The sequence below is a fragment of the Rufibacter roseolus genome (genome assembly GCF_017916365.1).
Classification (GTDB): Bacteria; Bacteroidota; Bacteroidia; order Cytophagales; family Hymenobacteraceae; genus Nibribacter; species Nibribacter roseolus.
This window is the reverse complement of record NZ_JAFMSU010000001.1, coordinates 248,412-266,808: the sequence shown is the minus strand read 5'-3', so window position 1 is coordinate 266,808 and position 18,397 is coordinate 248,412. Positions and strand designations below refer to the sequence as shown.

The window sequence follows — 18,397 nt, the reverse complement described above, 5'->3', positions numbered from 1 at the left end:
GCCGAAAAGAAATTACTTCAGCGTAAAAGTGGCCAGGGTTTGGGTGGTGCTTTCGCGTTGGTACCAGTCATTGTAGACCAACTCCAGGGTGTGGATGGGTGAGGTGCCGAATTTGCGGTGGCGGCATTCCCGAAGCTTTTGCAGAAATAGGGCAGGCTGGGTCAAAGGTTTTCTGAACCGCACTACGGTGCTATGGGCCGTTTGGATGGTGTAGCGCTGGTCAATGGACTCCTGCAATCCCGAGGCCCGGAAAGCCTCCCGTACGTCGTTCCGTAGATGCTCTAGTTCATCGGTTAGGGGAAAGCCCTGCACCAGCACGCACGAGGGGGAGGCGGTGAGCCCTGCATAAAGGATATCGAATTTTGAATGAGGCTTCAGTGCCTTTTCCAGCAGGTCAACGTACGCCTGCGGCTGGATGTGCTTTGGCGTGAAATCAGGGTAGCAGGAGATAATAGAAAGTACGGTGAGGTGAATGTCTGCCGGAGGATAGTAGTACTGCTCTGGCTCTACCTGCGCTAAATGCTGCAACAAATCCTGCATTTCATTTACCACCGCCTGGCTGGGGCGGGCCAGCAAAGTGAGTCCTCGTCTGGTGTCCTCAGGCGAGTCAATCAGGGGATCCAGGGCAAAATCACCGGCGGCAAATCTGGCCTCGGCACTTTCCCATAGTTGGGTGTAATGGTCCTGTAAGTTCATGAGTTGGGGGCTCATCCTTCCTTTTAGCCTTGTTTTACTAAAATAAGGCTAAAACCGCAAAAAGGAGCATCGTGGCTCCTTCTGCGGCTCATTTTGGGTAGTTACTCCATTAAAATTAGTAATTACAACAATGGTAATGGGGTTAGTGCCTTAGAGTTGCGTACAAGGCATACGTACTGGAACACCTGGGTAATGCGCGGGTGCTCGCCGGCGAAATCTATGCTCTGGTTAGGAAACAGCACCTTAATGCTGGCCAGCCGCGAGGAAGTGCGGTAAGGCGAATTAGGGGCATCGGTTTTGAATAGGGTGATTGAGTTCTCACGACTGGCGGCCCGCAGGTCTTTGATGCCGTTCACGAACACCATAGGACCGTCGTTGTTAGCCATGGTGCTGTTCACGTATCGCTGCCCTTTGCTCAGGAAAGCGGGCAGTGAGGCCGCGGGCATCATGTTCTCGCTGTCCAGGGTGTACACGCCAATGGAAACTGTCTTGCCTCTGAAAGGAGAGTTCTCGCCCTGCAGGTAATAGGCAAACGGTACGCCGCGCTGCAACTCCACCGGCAATGTGTGGAACAGGCCCCACATGCCGTACAACTTCGCGTGCTCCAGGTGCTGGGCTTTCACCAAGGTATTCAGGTTGAGGTACATGACGCTGTCGCGGCGGGCTTTTCCGTCTAAATAAGCCACGTTCTGCAAAGTGTGCTGCAAGTCAAACTTGGTAGCGGAAGGTAAAATAGAAGCAGAAGAATCTTGAGACAAGAAAGACAGCATTTGTGTAGCCAGAGAAGACAAGGCTTCCGTGTCCAAGGTATCGGCGGAGATGACTTGCCGGAGCTTCGCGAGGGCAGAATCCTGGAAAGTTCGCTGCGGCAGTTGGGCCAGGGTTTGTTTCAGGAACAAGTGGGTGGCGTCCAGGTCCTGCAGTTTGTCTACGCCCAGAATCTGGATGCGCTGCGCCTCGGGCAGGGTTCCGTTCAGAGCTCTGATCTTTTTGATCTTGTCATAGAAGTTCTGGTTACCCCACTGCGCGTTCTGTTTCGCCCAGAACTGGAACACGGTCTGCAGGTGGCGCTCCTCGCCGGTACGCAGGTATTGGTTCAGGAAATAGGCTTGGCTGTAGTCCACCTCGGCCAGGTAATGGCGCAGGCCCACGCGTTGGTTCAGGTGTTGGAGTAAGGCGAAGTCCAGGGCCTGGGGAGCGGCGGTGCCGTGGGCCTCGCCCAGGAAGAAAATCTGCTTTTGGTAGAAGGCACTGTCAAAGATGGGGAAGGCCGGTGCCGATGCTTGCAAGTCTACTTCCTGTTTGTGCTTTTGCAGGTACGCCTGGTGCGGGGTGCTCTCACCGCCCACGGCCAGCAAAGCGTAAATACCATAGGCAATAGAAACCAAGACCAGCAACACTACCGGGGTGAGCAGGAGAAACAGGGCAATTCTTTTCAGGATCTTTTTCATGACGAAGGAGGTGTGAATCGTTTCGTCAAAAGTAGAAGGCTCGGAAATACGCCGCCGGAGTATGGGGCGAAAGGCCGCTTATTTGGGGCTATAGGCGGGTTTTGGGGTGAATGGCAAAGGCGCCTGGGGCGATCAGGCAGCCACAAACGTCTCCCGCACCAGCCCCGAGTACGACCTTGCCACCGGTACCACCTGGTCTGTGCCGGCGAAATGGAGTTTGTACCCTTGGGCGTTACCCGATACTGTCTGCACCTGCTCCAGATTCACCAGGTAAGAACGGTGGCACCGCGAAATGCCCGGCCAGGTAATCTGACTTTCCAACCGACTCAGGCTGCTGCGGAGCAAGGTTTTGGTCAGTTTTCCGGATTCCAGGTGAAAAACGGTGCAGTAGTTGTCGCTAGCCTCAATGAACAGCAGGTTCAGTGCAGAGAGCCCCAGGGTGTCTTTCCCGTTCTCGGCCACCAGTACCAGTTCCTCTTCCTGGGTTGAGGGAGCAGCCGGGGCAGGCGTTTCTTTTTTCTCCATCGGTTCTAGGGGGCGGTACTTCTGCAGCAGGTACACGTAGTTGATCATCACCAGGAGCACCGCCGGTACCAAGCCCATTAGGAAGGCCACCATAGACATGTAGAGAATCTGGTTCAGGGTGAAGGGCATCACGCCCATGAGCGAACCATACACGGTGCACAGAAATCCGCCGGTGCCAAAGTGCAGCAGGTTCCAGATAATCTCCTTACCTACGCTCCAGTTGGCCTCGGTGAAAAGCCGGGGCAGCATTTTCCGGAAAGCATAGAAGTTCAGGAAAACCGAGACCGCCGCTACCACGCCGTAGCCCGCCAGAATAGGGTTCTTTGACGGATGGTGCCAGTTGTAAGACCCGAACGGCTGAAACACGATAAGCGAGAAGGCGATGATAAACCCAAACAGCAGCGAATGGAAGACGGATTTGATAAGCGTGAGCTCGCTCAGCGGATACGGCTGCCGTAAAAAAGAAAGCATAAGGTTAGCAAACGGTAAAGACCTGTTCTGGAGAAAATGCCGGTACTAAATGTACACAAAATTTCCTTTTCCCCGTGGAACAGTCTCAGCCGCTGCTACTTCACGTCAATATCGTACTTGGCCAGCAAGCCTAGCGCGCCCTGTACCGAGAACTTCGCCTTCTTGATGCGGTTCAGCTCGGGGTCCAGGGTGTAGTTGTAGGCCGTCCTGAAATCTGCCTTCTCCAGGTTGCTGCGCTGGAAAACGGTTCTTGCCAGGTCACAGTCCAGGAAGGCGGCTTGGGTTAAATCCGTATCCGTAAAGTTAGCTTCCTTGATGCTGCAGTTCTCGAAGACGGTCTTTTTGAGGCTCTTTTTGGCAAAGTAGGTATAATCCAGGGAACAGCCTTTGAACCGTACGGCAAACAGAAAATCGTGGCACACGCTGAAATCTACGCCCACCAGTTTGCAGTTGGTGAAGGTGACATCGTGCAGCTTGGAGTGGCTCAACTGCACATTGCTCAGGTTGCAGTTCTCAAAGACGCAATCGGTGAAGCTGTTGTTGGAGAGGTTGGTACCGGTGAAATCGCAGTTGGTAAAGGTGCATTCCTCAAACTCACGGCCCGCCACGCCTTTGCCGGTGTAGTTAAGCTGGTCAAAGGTCTTGTTCTGGTGCAGGGTCTCTTGCATGGGAGTAGTTTCTGGGAAGGGCTTTTCCGCCTGTTTTTGGGAAAACAGCCTTAAATCAGCAGCTAGTTAAGCTCTTTGTAGAGCTGGTTCAAATCCAAAGGACGGTCATACTCTTTTACTGTCTTGGCCATTTGAGTAAGTAACTCAAGAGATTTCTCAAAATCCTTTTCACTCCTGACTGGTATGTTCAAGCTCAAAGTCTGGTTGAAGCAAATGCCCGAGATGTAGATTTGCTTTCTTATATTATCATTCTTAGGCATGGAGAACGTCCAAACCACGAATGGCTTTCCTCCAAACAAACCCTGATACACCTCTAAGTCTCTATGATTGATGTTTAAGTCTTTCTTGAAGTATTCCATCTCGTAAGCAACGTAGGCCTGGAGGATTTCAAACTGCCTTTTATCTGTGAGACTATCCTTATAGAGTCCGGCTGGAACAGGGACAAGGCCAGCCTGAACAATCATTCCGTTTACGTATACAATTCCTGGTGTATCAGAAGGCCTGACGCTATCGGCGTCCATCGTGATGGTGAAAGCGTGTTCTTGCCCGTTGTAGGTGAGCAAGGCGCCGGTTTTGCTGGGCAGCAGATTGGCTTTGAATTTCTCAGTTGCCCCACGGCTTTGCCCGTAGCTTACCAGGGAAAGTAAGGTGAAGAGCAGGGTTATTCCGGTTGTTTTCATAAGAGCCCGCATTACCAGTTCAGCTTCTCCTGCATGAACTTAATGAGCTGGTTGGCCATGGCCTGTTGCTCTTCTACCCGGGGGTGGCCCGGGGTGTCTTTGTAAGGCGCAAACAGGGTGTAGATCTTCTGATCTTGTAAGCCGGCAACGGCTTTCTCCACGTAGCCCGGCCACGGCGAGCCGGTGCGGGTGATGTCCATGTTGCCCAGCATGGCAATGATGTGGGCGTTGGGGTACTTGCTTCTGATGCTCTTCACGAAGTTCTGGTACGCCGTGATCAGGAATTCCTCGGTGGGTTTGGTGCTCCCGAACCTGCGCTTGAACTGGGCATTATCCGGTAGGTTTACAATCCAGGAATCGTTCTGGAAGAGGTTGATGATAACCACATCAGGCTGCTGCTGCGAGAAGTCCCATTTGCTGCTGGGGTCTGAGGGGTTCAGGCGGTCGTAGATATCGGGCATGATGTTGGGCTCCCAGCTTACCGTAATCCCGATGCCGCTTTTGCAGATACAGGTGTGGTCGGCGTCAAAGAACCGCGAGGTGAGGGCGGCGTAGCTCACGTAGTGGTTCGTGTTCATGCCTTCGGGGTTGTCCTTGCCCGAGAAATCTTCCACGGCGTACCCGGCCGTGATGGAGTTGCCGTAGAACTCAATTCTGCGGGTTTTAGGCGCCGCGGCCGGTAATACTTTGCCACCCTCGCCCAGCTCAAAGCCATAAAAAGTGGTGGTGCCTTTATCCCACTCGGTGCGTTTGAAGAGTTCTATCGTGTGCTTGCCCTTCGGCAGCCCGGTGGCCAAGGTGAAGAGCCTTGCGGAGGTATCTGGCTTGATCACCGTAATGCTGTCGCCGTCCAGGATCACGTTGTAGTAGCTTCTTCCGGCGTTGTCTTTTAGGCGCGCTTTTACAGAAGTACCCTCAAAATTCAGCTTCACCGAGGTGCCCGACCAGTACAGTTCCGCCGTCTCCGGCGATGGTTTCCCCACCCGGCCCATGTAGGTCACCTGCTCGTGGCGGGGGGCAACGGTGATACTTTTCTGCGTAGCGCAGCCTGACCAAAGCAGGATAGAAAGAAAAGCCGAGAAGCGAAGAAGGGCACTGGACCGCATGGAGCCAAAAGGTTTGAAGGGTGGAAATTGGTATGGGTAAAGATGCTGAGAACCGTGTTTGTTTCAAAGCGCATCTTTTAAGAAAACCTGCTTTCCACCCTTCAGCCTTTTGGGGAAATCAACCGATAGGAACGTCCTTGATCTCGGTAGACGCTACCTGAAAATCAAGGGTGCGGCATTGGTGGGTTGCCCCAGCAGCGGCGCAAACATAGCATGACCGGCCAGGTTGGCGGTAGTTCCAACGGAAGAGCCAGTAACCGCGGCATCAATTTTTATCTCCTGCGCCGCAGGCAAATCCTCCACCGGTTGAGTAGATGTCACCTCTGGGGAGGAGAAGTCGGTTAGACGGGTGAAGTACAGCACGCCGGCCAGGAACAAGACCAAAAAACCGGCGAAAACAACACCGAAGAAAGAATGCCGGCCCTGCCCACCCGGAGCAGGCGCATAGCGATTGTGATTGGTTAGCGTTTCCATAGTCAGAAAAGTTAGTTTCTATTAAGATGCGTTTGGGGCCTGTTTTTCATAATTCAAGCCTGAAACGAACACTTCTCTTGCAATGAAATTCCTACAAACTTTTTACGACCTGCAATCCTGCGATGTTGCCTGGGCTTTTTACTCCACGCCTTTCCACCACTGCGTCTGCGGCAGCTCGGCCTGCAGGCTCCAGCGTTGGCCAATCAGCGGCGTCACCAGTTGGATGTTGTGTTGCTGCGTGGCTTTGGAGAGGCGCTCAATAGGTTCTTTCCAGTGGTGCAGGGCCAGGGAGAAAGCACCCCAGTGGGTAGACATAAGGGTTTTGCCTTTCAGGTCCAGGTGGGCCTGGGCGGTCTGCTCCGGCATCATGTGGATAGAGCGCCAGGCCTCGTTGTACTGCCCGCATTCCAGCATGGTAAGGTCAAAGGGGCCGTATTTCTCGCCAATCTGCTTGAAGTGCGTGTCATAGCCAGAGTCGCCCCCGAAGAAGATGGACTGGTCTCCGCTTTTGAGCACCCAGGAGCACCACAAGGTCTGGTCACGGTCTTTGAGGCCCCGGCCCGAAAAATGGCGGGCGGGCGTAGAAGCCAGGAAAAGACCTTCGTACTGGGCAGTCTCCCACCAGTCCAGTTCCGTGATTTTGCTCGTCTCCACGCCCCAGCGTACCAGGTGCGCGGCCACGCCCAGCGGCACGAAGAAGTGTTTGGTTTTGGCTTTCAGTTTCTGGATGGAGCCATGGTCCAGGTGGTCATAGTGATCATGCGAGAGTAACACCACATCCAGCGGCGGCAGGTCTTCAATGGCGATGGGCAGTTTCTCGCTGAACCGCTTGCTCCCGATAAACGACACCGGCGAGGCCCGCTTCCCCAACATGGGATCAGCGAAGATGCGCAGGCCGTTCAGCTCCAACAGCACCGCCGAGTGCCCGAACCAGGTCACCTTCACGCCCTCGGCCGGCACGCCTGCGAAATCATCGGGCTTTAAAGTTACCATGGGCAACGCATCTGTGGGCGTGGCGCCTTCGGTGCCGCCAATGAACTTGGCGAAGATCTTTACCTTGTCCAGGAACGGCGATTCATCCATCATGGGCGTGGGCGAAAGGTTCTGGAACTTGCCATCGCGGTAATTCTTGGACTTCTCAATGCGCTCCCGACTCTGCCCATGGGCCGAGGCCCCGAACTGCGGCGCAAACGCCAGAAACATAGTGCCCCCTATGGCCAGGGTAGCGATAAGGGAGAGAAGGATGTACATAAATTTCTTCATTGGCTGGTAAGCAACTAAGGCAGATACCTTTACGAGGCCAAAAGGTTGTGACAGCACTGTTTCCTCCAGGAAAGCACCCGCCATAAAAATATCCTCTGTTTTAAGGTATCTTTTGCGAAGATAGCCCTAAAACAGAGGATAATAGAAGCAAGCCAGGTAAGTGGCTGGATTAACTTTAGTTTAGTTTAAGGCCTTGCAAGGCTTTAGACATAGAAAAGAAAGACTTGGGTGCTTTCCTCATTTCTGCGGTGGCAGGATCATCATCGTCATCATCTATGGTGATGGGAGTAACTACGCCAGAGTATTGGGCCCGTAACCCTTTGTTGTTCTCAAGGGTGACATCGCACTCTATGTTGTAATTCCCCGCTGTGCCAGACAGTTTAATGGTGCCGGCCTTGATCATAAACGTTTCCGTGTTTTCGTCCATTTCCTCATCGCCGTTTAGGTCAATCAGGAGGGCAGAATCAAAAAAGAAGTTTTTGTCTTTGTATTTCGTTTCTGCATCTGCCTGTTCAACATCTGCGAACTCAAACGTGCCTGAGCCAAAAGAAGCAGCGCCCTTGGAAAACATATAAAGCTGCAGAATAATCTTTGGGGCGGCGGTGCCGGTGGCCACGTAGTCAGAAAGCAGGAAGGCTTGACCGTAGTGGGTCTCGGTGGTGGAGAAGCCGGCCGCACCCAGGTCAACGGATAACACGGTGGCCAGGTCGTACTTTACATCATTGTACTCCAGCTGGTTTTCAAGGGGCGGGATCACTTCCTCATCATCGTCTTTGGAGCAGGAGGTGGCCAGGAAACTACAGAAAAGCAGGATCAACAGCCTGAAAGTTTGGGTAGAATTTTTCATGAAGGGATGTTTTAGTGAAGGAATAGGATCAATTTAAGGATTTATTCCTCCTAGGCAAGCATTAGCAGTACGTTATTTCAAGGCGAATGGCCAAAAACTGCTGCCTTGTGCCTGGTGATCCCATAATAAAGCTCTGTTTGGGGGCTGCTTTTTCCAAAACAGCCCCCAAACTGCTGATGCGCTACGCCTCTTCTTCCTGGAGTAAAAACAGATCCAGCGCTATCTCATCAGCCAAGAGTTTGCCGGCTTCGGTTAAGATCAGGATATCGCCTTCCTGCCGCAGCAGTCCCTGGGTTGAGATCTTCTGCAGGTATGCCGCGTGGAGGGCCACCAGGTCAATGCCCCATTTCTCCCGGATGTAGGCCGTGTCGCAGCCCCAGCTGGTGCGCAGCGTGGTCATGACGTACTCGTTTACCCGGTCTTCTACAGAGAGTTCCTCTACGGTGCAGGGCAGTTGCCCGGCTTCCAGGGCCTGCACGTATTTAGGGTTGTGCGCGATGTTGAATTGGCGGCTCACGCCGTTGAAGGAGTGGGCGCTGGGACCCAGGCCCAGGTACGGCACCTGTTTCCAGTAGCTGCTGTTGTGCTTGCTCTCAAAACCGGGCTGACAGAAGTTGGAGATCTCGTAGTGCAGGAATCCGTGCCGGGCGGCCTGGTCCATGAGCAGCTCAAACTGGCGGGCCACGCGCTCTTCATCGGCGGGCGAGAACTTGCCTTTCCGTACCCGGCTCCCGAAGACGGTGTTGGGTTCAATGGTGAGCGCGTAGCAGGAAAGGTGCTGCACATTCAACGCGAAAGCTTTGGCCAGGTCCTCTTCCCAAAGCGCCGCGTCCTCGGCGGGGATGCCGTAGATCAGGTCCAGCGAGATGTTGTCAAAGCCCAGTTCCTGCGCCATTCTGATGCAGTTAACAGCCTCGGCGGCGGTATGCGGCCGGTTCATGAGCTGCAAATGCGGATCATGGAATGACTGCACGCCAATGCTCAGGCGGTTGATGCGGGTCTGCCGCAAAGCCTGCAGTTTCTCCGGCGTGAGGTCGTCGGGGTTGGCTTCCAAGGTGATCTCTGCGTTCGGGTTTACCGTATGTTTCGCGTAAATCGCCTCCAAAAGGCCGTTCAATTCGTCTACTGATAAGATGGACGGCGTGCCGCCCCCGAAGTAGATGGTGTTGATAACCTCGCCTTGCAGGTAGTTCTGCTGGAGTTCCAGTTCGCGGTGCATGGCCTGCAAGACCTGTTCCTTCAGGCCCATAGACGTACTGAAATGGAAATCACAGTAGTGACAGGCTTGTTTGCAAAAAGGGATATGAAGATAAATTCCGGCCAAAATATGGTTGGGCTAGGGAAAGCGTTTAGAGTAAATGAAAATCGGCGGTGCGGTAATTTCGCGGCGCAAGCCGTACCTTTAGAAACAATGAAGAGGAAGTCTAGTTCCCGCCTGTACCAAAAGATAATCCCGCAAAGATACGCATTTCTGGGGCTGCTCCTGGGTTTGCTGCTGTGGGGCAGTGTGGCGCAGGCGCAGGACAAGAAAGTGGTGGTGAACGTATCGTCGGTAGACCCCGATGCCGTAAAGATCTGGCAGCGCCTGCAACCCAAACTCTCTGTCAATGATTCCCTGAAGCTGCAGCAGGACCTGCGCAGCTGGCTGGCCCGGGTGCAGGAAGAAGGCTACCTCACGGCCTCCATTGACAGCCTGCATCGCCGCAATGACTCCCTGTGGCTGCACGTGTACGTGGGGCGGCCCTACAGTTGGGCCTCGCTCAAGAACGGGAACGTTGGCGAGGGTTTGCTGGAGAAAGTGGGCTTTAGGGAGAAGCTCTACAGTGGTCAGCCTTTCCGGCCCGCCGAGTTTGCCCAACTGCAGCAGAGTTTGCTGCGCGAAGCCGAGAACAGCGGTTTCCCGTACGCCGCCGTGCAGATTGATTCGCTACGCCTCTACAATGATTCTTTGAGCGGTGTGCTGCGCGTAGTACGCGGACCTCTCATGCTCATTGATTCGGTGCAGATTGTGGGCTCCAGCCGTATGCAGTTGCGCACGCTCTACCGCTATACCCAGATCGCTCCGGGTCAGCCGTATTCTCTTCAGCGCATAGAAGCCGCCATGCGTGCGCTCCGGCAGTTGCCGTTTGTGCGCATCACCGGCGAGCCCCAGGTTTTGTTCGCGAAAAACCAGGCCCGCGTGTACTTCTTCCTGGATGAGAAAAAAGCAAACCAGTTTGATGGCATCATCGGGTTTCTGCCCGACCCCAACTCTTCCGCGAACAAACTCCTCATCACCGGTGAAGTGAACCTGCAGGTGCGCAACCTGCGTGGGAGTGGCAAGCAGATTGGCCTGCACTGGCGCAAGGTGGAACGCAACTCGCAGCTCCTGGATGTGGCGTACCGGCACCCGCACTTCTTCAACTCGCCGTTTGAGGTGGCAGGTCTGTTCCATCTCTACAAACAGGACACTTCCTTTCTGAACCTTCGGCCGAGGCTGGAGATTGCCTATCCGCTTTCCACTACCAGTCGGGTGACGTTCTTTGCCGAGGTGGTGAGTTCGCAGCTGCTCTCGCCGGAAGCCCTGCGGCAGCGCACCTCAGATTCATCGGCCATTGACGCCAACTTCACATCCTACGGCTTGGCCTACGCCTGGGGCAACCTGGACGATCTGTTCTTCCCACGGCGCGGAACCCAGGCGTTTCTCCAGGGCGCGGTGGGCAACAAGCGGGTACAGCGGAACGCTCGGGTAGAAGCCAGCTACTATGACACGCTGCAGATGAAGACCTCCCAAATCTCTCTATCCGGGCGGGTGGAGCGGTACTGGCCCGTGTCCAAAAACGGGGTGGTGCTCACCAGGCTTCGGGCCGAGGGTCTGGTGAATCAGCGCCTGTACCTGAACGAGCTGTTCAGGTTGGGTGGGCTGGCCTCGCTCCGCGGCTTCGATGATTATACGTTTTACGCCTCGTCTTACGCCGTGAGTACGCTGGAGTATAGGTTGTATACCGGGCAGGATTCGTACGTTTTTCTCTTGTATGACCAGGGATATCTGCGCCGCGACCTGAAAAATGAAAAAAATATTCAGTGGGCCAGCGGCGTGGGCGGCGGCATCAGCTTTTCCACGGGAGCCGGTGTGTTTCAGCTAGTTTACTCCGTGGGGAGGACCTCGCAAGAGGGTTTTAGCCTCTCCAGAGGCAAGATTCACTTCGGGATTACGGGCCGTTTTTAGAAAAACTTTTGCAAAGGATTTGGAGCGTATAGAAAAAGCCCCTACATTTGTATTACAAACAGTGCGGGATGGAGCAGTTGGTAGCTCGTTGGGCTCATAACCCAAAGGTCACAGGTTCGAGTCCTGTTCCCGCTACCTCAGATAAAAGCCTTGTAAGGAAACTTGCAAGGCTTTTTCGTTTTTGCGCTTCTTTGGTAGGTTCCTGCCGTGTCTATGAAACGATTTCCTTATCAAACATCTTCCATACAGTTTTCCTAGGCACATCTATTCAGCTTTGTTCCTCAGAGACTAGCTAGAAACTGCGAAGAGAAATACTACCTTTATCTCATTCCCGAAACAGCTTGTGTCAGGCAATGCCTAAGCTGAAATGGGTGAATTATAAAACTGCGATACCTCTAAGCTTTATGAGATTAAAAAGAAGGCTCCTTTTTCTCTTGTTGATAGTAGGTGTAACTACCGCCCTTCAGGCGCAGGAGTTAACAATTGGGTCGTACAATCTGCGGTATGACAGCCCAGGCGATACGGGAAACCTGTGGGTGAGCCGGGAACCTGCGGTAGCCGCCCTTATCCGGTTTCATGAGTTTGATGTGCTGGGTACCCAGGAAGGATTAAAGAACCAGTTGGATGATTTGAGCAAGGCGCTTCCTGAGTACGACCGCTACGGCGCAGGCCGGGATGACGGCAAAGAGAAAGGCGAGCACTCGGCCATCTTTTTCAGGAAAGATAAATTTAAGCTGTTGAACAAAGGTGATTTCTGGTTGTCCCAGACACCCGATAAGCCCTCGTTGGGTTGGGACGCAACCTGCTGCCACCGTATTGTGTCGTGGGTATATCTGCAGGACCTCGCCACCAGGAAGAAGCTGTATGTGTTCAACGCCCATTTTGATCACCAGGGGATGCAGGCCAGAAAAGAAAGCAGCAAGCTGATTTTGCGTAAGATCCAGGAAATAGCCGGAAAAGAGCCGGTGGTCTTAACGGGTGATTTCAACGGAGGCCAAGCGAGCGAGTGGTACCTGACCATTGCTAATTCAGGGTTGCTGAAAGACACTTTCAGGCAAGTGAAATACCCTTATGCCAACAACACTTCATTCAACGGATTCAAACAGCAGTTCGACGGAAGGGAAATCATTGACCACATTTTTGTGAGCAATGCTTTTGAGGTGAAAAAATGGGGAATTTTGACCGATACATACCATGGCAAATTCCCCTCTGACCATTTCCCTGTCTTGGTGAAGGTGACATATGGTGCCAAGTGATAGGTTTAAAAGCAGGCTTTAGACCTTTGTATTGTTAGAGGGATAATAGGCGAAAGTTAGCGCCAGGTTAGGCTCCTGAAAATATGCAGTTTTACGAATTTTGCCCTTAAAATGCCTCCGGTGCTGCAGATTACAGATAGGTAATCATTTATTTTCAGCATTCTCGCCAGAGAAAGATTGGGCGAAGGTAAAGGAAACGCCTAAGCGGGTGTATTGATAGGTTCTTTCAGCCAGGCCAAAGCCGTAATCTTACTAGAAAACTCCTTTGTGGTCATTTCGCCCTGGCCTTCGGCCCTTCTGTAGATCTGTTCTACCGCCGTGCGGTTAAAAAAATCTTCAGATACCAACACGGCATTGCGCCTTAAAGCAGACTGTTGCAATCGGGGCATAATGTGCTCTACAAACCACTCCTGGTCTACCGGCCGGATGGCTTTCATCTGTCTATTATCGCCGAGCCATCTTAACAACTTGCGTCCCTCTATTAACTCAATGCAGTTTGTGATAGCTTCCCGGAACTCCTGGCTGTTTAAAAAACCAGACCATACAGCCGTGCCTAGCTGCAACTCCTCCTCGAAAGTGATAGTAACTACATGGTTCTGGAAGTAAACTGTTGCCATTAATAAGAGTGTTTAAGCTTGTAAGTAACTGACAAATATAATCCTCCTTTCCCTACGGATAACGATAAGTTTAAGCTGAATCTGAAATTTTCTGCTCCTACAAGTGCATAACCACCAGCTTTACACTGCCTCCGGAATACTTAAGGCGTGGAAGTAACGCTATTCCTGAAATTCAACTAAGAATCAAATGAATAAACCCTACCCTCTTCCTCTCCGCGTCATGGCCTGCAACAGGCAATTCAAAAAAAATGAATCCTTGATTTTCTTGAAAGAGGGTGCAGACCCAAATGAAGCCTCCAGTTACACCAGTTTGCTCTACCAGAGATACCTAGGCGAGGGGGCAGTGCTGGAAAGGGAGGGTGGGCTATATCTTTTCTCCAGGAAGATAATTCACCCAGCGGGTATGCTTATAAGGGCCCTTACCTTTCTGCAGGTACTGTTCTATCTGGAATACTATGATGAGCTTAGGAAGAAGAGGCTCCGGGAGACGACTGCCCTCCTTAAGAAGTATCATGAAAAGCAGAAAGCCAAAAAACTAGCCAAGGAGCAAGAGGAAACCAAAGGCTTTGAGCTGGAAGAGCGCGAGGGCGTGACCTTTATTAAGAACACTAACTTTGTGCTGAGCAAGTTGATGTAGGTTGGCCCTCTGCCGCTTTTTACCCAATGGCTACTTTTTTCCTTTGGCCATCCCCGCTTCTGCCAGAAGCAGGAGCAGGGCGCGTTGGGTGCCCAGATACGTGCTCTTCGGCACAAACCATTCCTCCAGCGCGTGTGCCCCGCCGCCGGTACCGCCGCTCCCGATGGTTACGGCCGGAACGCCTTTGGAGAACGGGATATTGGAGTTGGTAGAGCCGAAGCGCAAGGTGGGTTCGGTGCCCAGGAGGCGGGTGGCGGCCAGGGCGCGTTGGGCCAGGGCTACGGTGGGTTCCATGCCGCCCGCCGGACGGTCGCCGATCAGTTTCACGTCTACTTTGAGGTCTGCCCCGAGGCGCTTCATCTGGTTTTCTTCCTGCAGCGCTCGCTGCACGGCAGCCTGCAAAAGCTTGTCCAGACCTGCCACCCTCTCAGGGCTCTCAGAGCGCATGTCCACCTCCATCCAGGATTCAAACGGAATAGAGTTCACCGAGGTGCCTCCGCCAATCACGCCCACGTTGTAAGTAGCCCTGATGCCTTCTTTCGTGTATTTATCGGCGTCTACCGCAAAGTAATGGATGGCCCTGCCCAAGGCGTTGTGGGGATTCACCAGCCCGAAAGCCCCGGAGGAGTGTCCGCCGGGACCTTTGAAGGTGATGCGGTAACGGTGCGAGCCCAGTCCGCGGTTGGTGACCGTTCCCAGGCCGGTGCCGTCCACGGCGATGTAGGAATCTATGTTTTTAGGCCCTTTTTCTGAAAACAGGTGCTTAACGCCCCGCAGGTCGCCCAGGCCTTCCTCACCTACGGTCCCGATGAACAGCACATTGGCCTCGGTTTCAATGCCGGTTTTCTCCAGCGTCTTCAAGACCTGCAGTACCATGGCCAGGCCGCGGGTATCATCCGCAATGCCAGGGGCCCGCAAGGTGTCTCCGTTCTGCCGCACTTTTACATCGGTGCCCTCGGGGAAAACCGTGTCCAGGTGCGCCTCCATGACTACCGTTTTCTGGCCGTTTTTCCCTTTTCTAAGCGAAAGCACGTTGCCCACTTCATCAATCCAAACCGAGTCTGCGCCGGCGGCCCGCAGCATCTCGGCGTACTTCCTGCCGCGTACTTCCTCTTTGAAAGGCGGCGCCGGAATCTCGGTGAGGGTGATGAGGTCCTGGTTCGTCTGCGGCTCCAAATCCATGATCACCTTGAAAGCCTGCTTCACCGCCGCATTTTTGGCCAGGGCTTTTATCTCGTTCTCGTAGCGCTTGTCCACCGGAATAGGTTTCTCAGGGGTAGTGGTCTGGGCGAAAGCCGATGAAGTCAGGCAGATAGCGAGAGAGGCAGGCAGCAGCCCGCGGAGGAAATGTCTTTTCATAAGGTTATCGGGCTAGCCCGAAATTCAAAGTTTAGTTGCAGCCACTCGCGCATTGCAGAGCGTAAATAAAGATACAGCGGCCAAAAGGCAAGTACAAGCTACAGGCTAGAAACGGGCGCCCATGATTGCGGCGATGGTTTCTATGCCTTCCCAGAGGTACTGGATGCGCACATTCTCGTTCTCGGCGTGCTGGTTGTTGTCATAATTCACGATGGGTACGGTGATGACCTTGGTGCCCAGGATCTCCTCAAAGAGGTACAGCGGCAGGCTTCCGCCCATGGATGGGATCAACACCAGCGGCTCCTTGACCGTGGACTGCACCGCCGCCTGGATGCTCCTGGCAATGGGCAGGTCCATGGGCGTGCGCTGGGCGTTGTAGCCGTGTTCTACGGTGACCTTGATGAGGTTGGGGTATTGCCGGCGGTCCTCCTCGGTGGGTTCCCGGTCGATGACCTGAAAGCCCTGACTTTTTATGTGGGAGATCACCTTTTCTGCCTGTCTCCGGTAATCGTTGCCTTTTACCAAACGCAGGTCTAAAACGGCATCGGCTTTGGTGGGAATCACGTTGCTGGCCATAGGACCTACGTTGGCGCTCTGCAGGCCGTTGATGTTGAGCGTGGGTTGCATGATGCCCTCGGCCAGGGATTGGTTTGGGCGCTCGGGGAAGTGGATGCCGAGTTCTTTTTTCAGTTGGGCATCCTGATCGGGGATTTGGGACAGGGCTTTCTGCTCGGTGGCGGTGAGCGGCGTGACATCATCGTAGAAACCTTTCACCAGTACCTGGCCTTTGTCGTCTTTCATGGAAGCCAGCAGTTGGGCCAGCTTCAAAGCCGGATTAGGGGACCAGTTGCCGTAGTTGCCGCTGTGCAGCGGGCGTTTGGCGCCGTAGACGGTGAGATGCATGTTCACATCGCCGCGCACGCCATACACAATGGTTTTCCGGCCGGAGACGTGCCGGGGCGCATCGATGATGATCCAGAGATCGGCCTGCAGTTTGGCTTTGTGCTGCCGGAAAATCTCATCCAGATGGATGGAGCCTAATTCCTCTTCGCCCTCAAACAGGAATTTGATGTTGGCATTCAGACGTTTGCCTGTCTTGGCCAGCGCCTCGTAGGCATTGAGGATAGCCATGACACCGGCTTTGTCATCGGCGGAGCCGCGGCCCAGAATACGCCACTCGGGGTTCACGGCCTCGCCGGGCTTGTAGGGACCCATGATCTTGCCGCCACTTTCCAGCGGGGCGGTGATGAGCACCGGCTTGAAGGGCTCTACGCCCGCGTACCACTGTTTAGGGTTCACCGGCTGCCCGTCATAGTGCGCGTAAAACCCGATGGTCTTGGTAGCGCCGGGCGTCTTGATCTCGCCAAAAACCGCCGGGGTCACGCCCGGGGTGGTGCCGTTCAGCAACTCGGCCTTGATGCCCCGGCTACTCATCATCTCCTGGATAAAAGCGGCGTTCTTCCGGATGTTAAGGGTGTCTGAAGAAACGTTGGGGATGGAGAGAAACCGGATGTACTCTTCCATGATTCTCCGGTCGTTCTTGCCCACGTATGCCGGAATGGTCTGCGCCTGCAGCGAAGGTGCTAGGCAAAGGAAAAGTAAACCGAGGGTGCCGGTGATGCTGAACTTCATGCGCGAAATCTGTTTTGCCAAATAAAGCAAAAAGGAGCCAGAAAACGGTAAATCTAAAAGCACCGATGGCTCTGCTTGTTACAGTAGCTACCCGTGTGAGCCCGTTCTCCGAATTCGCTGCCTTGGATACTTGCCTTAAAAGGCCTCCTGCCATTTGTGGAAGCATCACCCGCCCATGATGGGCAAGAAATCAAACAGAGTCCTTTATATTGGGGAAGATTACACATCTTTAGACAATAGTTATGGCCAAGAAGATAAAAGGGAGGCGTGATTTTCTGAAAACCTCCAGTTTGGCAACGATTCCTTTCCTGCTGCCCTCCGGACTGTCCGCCTCCGCGGAGTTAGCCGGTTACGCCAAAAAAGAGGAAAGCATCAACTTCGTGACCGATGGCGCCATGACCTCGCCGCTGGAGTACGCCCGGGAACTACAGGCAATTGCAGAGAAGTACCCCGATACCCCGGATACTTACGCCAAAGGCGGCGCGGTCTCCCGTTTAGAGGCTGAATTCGCGAAACTGACCGGAAAACAGAAAGCCATCTTCATGCCCTCGGGGACCATGGCCAATAACCTGGCACTGCGGGTGCTGAGCGAAGGCAAGAGCAAAATCTTTGTGCAGGAAACGAGCCACCTCTACCGCGACGAAGCCGATGCCGCTCAAACCGTGCACAGCAAGCGGTTGGTACCGCTGGCGCCGGGTAAAGGAGAGTTCAGCCTGGCTGATCTGAAAGAGTCCATCGCCTACCACCAAAAAGGGGAAGTTTTCCAGAGCGGCATTGGGGCTGTTTCCATTGAGAACCCGGTAAGAAGGGCCGATGGGCAGGTTTTCTCGCTGGAGGAGATCAAAAAGATATCGGGGTATTGCCGGGAGAACGGCATCAAACTGCACCTGGATGGCGCCCGTTTGCACCTGGCCTCGGCGTATTCGGGGGTGCCCATCCGGGAGTATGCGTCTTATTTTGACACCGTCTATATCTCGCTTTACAAGTACCTGGGCAGCAAGGGCGGCGCCATCTTGGCCGGCGATGCCGCGGTCATTGACCAGATGCCGCACCTGATCAAGATTTATGGAGGTAACATCTACCAGAACTGGCCATATGCCGCCGTGGCCTTGGACAAGATAGGCAATATTGAAAGCCTGCTCCAGAAATCCCGTGCTAAAGGTGACCAGTTGATGGCCCTGATGAACGCGTCTGGGAACATGAAAATCAGCCCCATCCCCAGCGGAAGCAACATCTTCAACCTCCAGATCACCGCGCCGGTGAACTATGACAAGTTTACGGGCTACCTCAAAGAGAAAGAGCAGATCCAACTCAGGATGCCTGATAGCCAGGGCGTGATCAAGTTCTTTGTGAATGAGACCATCCTGAAGAGAAGCAATGAGTTTATCATGGGCGCGCTGAAAAAAGCGATCGGCTCGGCGTTGGCTTAAGAGAAATATGTTTTTAGCCTTATTTCTGAAAAACAGGCCCAAAGCCAGTTGGTGGAGGTATACATCTCCGGCAGAAA

Annotated in this window: 17 protein-coding genes and 1 tRNA gene; 5 read left to right on the top strand and 13 right to left on the bottom strand. The window is 53.7% G+C overall.

Going from position 1 to position 18,397, the window contains the following annotated elements:
• Positions 1-12: 12 nt before the first annotated feature.
• The 10 genes from J3P35_RS01085 to hemW all read right to left on the bottom strand — a co-directional run bounded on the left by J3P35_RS01085 (position 13) and on the right by hemW (position 9,505).
• On the bottom strand, positions 13-696 hold the full coding sequence (locus J3P35_RS01085) for a 2'-5' RNA ligase family protein (RefSeq protein WP_210462231.1): 684 nt from the start codon (positions 694-696) through the stop codon (positions 13-15).
• A 122-nt stretch (positions 697-818) separates the two neighbouring features.
• Positions 819-2,147, bottom strand: coding sequence for a TraB/GumN family protein (locus tag J3P35_RS01080; protein ID WP_210462229.1), 1,329 nt, complete (start codon positions 2,145-2,147; stop codon positions 819-821).
• Between the two features lie 132 nt (positions 2,148-2,279).
• A complete protein-coding gene (locus J3P35_RS01075; protein ID WP_210462227.1) occupies positions 2,280-3,143 on the bottom strand; it encodes a LytR/AlgR family response regulator transcription factor in 864 nt (287 codons plus the stop codon).
• A 95-nt stretch (positions 3,144-3,238) separates the two neighbouring features.
• Positions 3,239-3,811: a pentapeptide repeat-containing protein gene (locus J3P35_RS01070; RefSeq protein ID WP_210462225.1), complete on the bottom strand. Its 573-nt coding sequence runs from the start codon at positions 3,809-3,811 to the stop codon at positions 3,239-3,241.
• Between the two features lie 62 nt (positions 3,812-3,873).
• Entirely contained in the window at positions 3,874-4,491 is a 618-nt protein-coding gene (locus tag J3P35_RS01065) for a hypothetical protein (RefSeq protein ID WP_210462223.1), read from the bottom strand.
• Positions 4,492-4,502: 11 nt separating this feature from the next.
• The gene (locus J3P35_RS01060; protein WP_210462222.1) at positions 4,503-5,597 is read right to left on the bottom strand and encodes an SGNH/GDSL hydrolase family protein; all 1,095 of its coding nucleotides are present in this window, start codon (positions 5,595-5,597) and stop codon (positions 4,503-4,505) included.
• A gap of 153 nt (positions 5,598-5,750) precedes the next feature.
• Positions 5,751-6,071 (bottom strand): hypothetical protein, encoded by a 321-nt coding sequence (locus J3P35_RS01055; protein ID WP_210462220.1) that lies wholly within the window; start codon positions 6,069-6,071, stop codon positions 5,751-5,753.
• Between the two features lie 138 nt (positions 6,072-6,209).
• Positions 6,210-7,334: an MBL fold metallo-hydrolase gene (locus tag J3P35_RS01050; protein WP_210462217.1), complete on the bottom strand. Its 1,125-nt coding sequence runs from the start codon at positions 7,332-7,334 to the stop codon at positions 6,210-6,212.
• A 175-nt stretch (positions 7,335-7,509) separates the two neighbouring features.
• Positions 7,510-8,181, bottom strand: a complete 672-nt coding sequence (locus tag J3P35_RS01045) for a hypothetical protein (protein WP_210462215.1) — start codon at positions 8,179-8,181, stop codon at positions 7,510-7,512.
• Between the two features lie 181 nt (positions 8,182-8,362).
• Positions 8,363-9,505 (bottom strand): radical SAM family heme chaperone HemW, encoded by a 1,143-nt coding sequence (gene hemW / locus J3P35_RS01040; RefSeq protein WP_210462213.1) that lies wholly within the window; start codon positions 9,503-9,505, stop codon positions 8,363-8,365.
• A gap of 87 nt (positions 9,506-9,592) precedes the next feature.
• Here hemW and J3P35_RS01035 point away from each other — a divergent pair, with 87 nt between their 5' ends.
• From J3P35_RS01035 to J3P35_RS01025, 3 genes are all read left to right on the top strand, one after another.
• Positions 9,593-11,389 carry a BamA/OMP85 family outer membrane protein gene (locus J3P35_RS01035; protein ID WP_210462211.1) on the top strand — a complete coding sequence of 599 codons (1,797 nt, stop codon included), beginning with the start codon at positions 9,593-9,595 and terminating at the stop codon, positions 11,387-11,389.
• A 62-nt stretch (positions 11,390-11,451) separates the two neighbouring features.
• A tRNA-Met gene (locus tag J3P35_RS01030) sits at positions 11,452-11,524 on the top strand.
• A gap of 269 nt (positions 11,525-11,793) precedes the next feature.
• Complete coding sequence (locus J3P35_RS01025; RefSeq protein ID WP_210462209.1) at positions 11,794-12,645, top strand: endonuclease/exonuclease/phosphatase family protein; 852 nt, start codon at positions 11,794-11,796, stop codon at positions 12,643-12,645.
• Positions 12,646-12,845: 200 nt separating this feature from the next.
• Here the strand turns inward: J3P35_RS01025 and J3P35_RS01020 are convergent, their stop codons facing one another.
• On the bottom strand, positions 12,846-13,262 hold the full coding sequence (locus tag J3P35_RS01020) for an STAS/SEC14 domain-containing protein (protein WP_210462207.1): 417 nt from the start codon (positions 13,260-13,262) through the stop codon (positions 12,846-12,848).
• 187 nt (positions 13,263-13,449) lie between these two features.
• Here J3P35_RS01020 and J3P35_RS01015 point away from each other — a divergent pair, with 187 nt between their 5' ends.
• Positions 13,450-13,899, top strand: a complete 450-nt coding sequence (locus tag J3P35_RS01015) for a hypothetical protein (protein WP_210462205.1) — start codon at positions 13,450-13,452, stop codon at positions 13,897-13,899.
• A gap of 30 nt (positions 13,900-13,929) precedes the next feature.
• Here the strand turns inward: J3P35_RS01015 and J3P35_RS01010 are convergent, their stop codons facing one another.
• A complete protein-coding gene (locus tag J3P35_RS01010) occupies positions 13,930-15,258 on the bottom strand; it encodes a M20/M25/M40 family metallo-hydrolase (protein WP_210462204.1) in 1,329 nt (442 codons plus the stop codon).
• 105 nt (positions 15,259-15,363) lie between these two features.
• Positions 15,364-16,890, bottom strand: coding sequence for a M20/M25/M40 family metallo-hydrolase (locus J3P35_RS01005; RefSeq protein WP_210462203.1), 1,527 nt, complete (start codon positions 16,888-16,890; stop codon positions 15,364-15,366).
• Positions 16,891-17,180: 290 nt separating this feature from the next.
• On the opposite strand from J3P35_RS01005, the gene J3P35_RS01000 reads away from it, so the two are divergent.
• Positions 17,181-18,320: a threonine aldolase family protein gene (locus tag J3P35_RS01000; RefSeq protein ID WP_210462202.1), complete on the top strand. Its 1,140-nt coding sequence runs from the start codon at positions 17,181-17,183 to the stop codon at positions 18,318-18,320.
• Positions 18,321-18,397: the final 77 nt, after the last annotated feature.

Bases quoted from the DNA above. Each gene is read 5' to 3' on its own strand.
- J3P35_RS01085 (WP_210462231.1), bottom strand. From the start codon at position 696: ATGAACTTACAGGACCATTACACCCAACTATGGGAAAGTGCCGAGGCC.
- J3P35_RS01080 (WP_210462229.1), bottom strand. From the start codon at position 2,147: ATGAAAAAGATCCTGAAAAGAATTGCCCTGTTTCTCCTGCTCACCCCG.
- J3P35_RS01075 (WP_210462227.1), bottom strand. From the start codon at position 3,143: ATGCTTTCTTTTTTACGGCAGCCGTATCCGCTGAGCGAGCTCACGCTT.
- J3P35_RS01070 (WP_210462225.1), bottom strand. From the start codon at position 3,811: ATGCAAGAGACCCTGCACCAGAACAAGACCTTTGACCAGCTTAACTAC.
- J3P35_RS01065 (WP_210462223.1), bottom strand. From the start codon at position 4,491: ATGAAAACAACCGGAATAACCCTGCTCTTCACCTTACTTTCCCTGGTA.
- J3P35_RS01060 (WP_210462222.1), bottom strand. From the start codon at position 5,597: ATGCGGTCCAGTGCCCTTCTTCGCTTCTCGGCTTTTCTTTCTATCCTG.
- J3P35_RS01055 (WP_210462220.1), bottom strand. From the start codon at position 6,071: ATGGAAACGCTAACCAATCACAATCGCTATGCGCCTGCTCCGGGTGGG.
- J3P35_RS01050 (WP_210462217.1), bottom strand. From the start codon at position 7,334: ATGAAGAAATTTATGTACATCCTTCTCTCCCTTATCGCTACCCTGGCC.
- J3P35_RS01045 (WP_210462215.1), bottom strand. From the start codon at position 8,181: ATGAAAAATTCTACCCAAACTTTCAGGCTGTTGATCCTGCTTTTCTGT.
- J3P35_RS01035 (WP_210462211.1), top strand. From the start codon at position 9,593: ATGAAGAGGAAGTCTAGTTCCCGCCTGTACCAAAAGATAATCCCGCAA.
- J3P35_RS01025 (WP_210462209.1), top strand. From the start codon at position 11,794: ATGAGATTAAAAAGAAGGCTCCTTTTTCTCTTGTTGATAGTAGGTGTA.
- J3P35_RS01020 (WP_210462207.1), bottom strand. From the start codon at position 13,262: ATGGCAACAGTTTACTTCCAGAACCATGTAGTTACTATCACTTTCGAG.
- J3P35_RS01015 (WP_210462205.1), top strand. From the start codon at position 13,450: ATGAATAAACCCTACCCTCTTCCTCTCCGCGTCATGGCCTGCAACAGG.
- J3P35_RS01010 (WP_210462204.1), bottom strand. From the start codon at position 15,258: ATGAAAAGACATTTCCTCCGCGGGCTGCTGCCTGCCTCTCTCGCTATC.
- J3P35_RS01005 (WP_210462203.1), bottom strand. From the start codon at position 16,890: ATGAAGTTCAGCATCACCGGCACCCTCGGTTTACTTTTCCTTTGCCTA.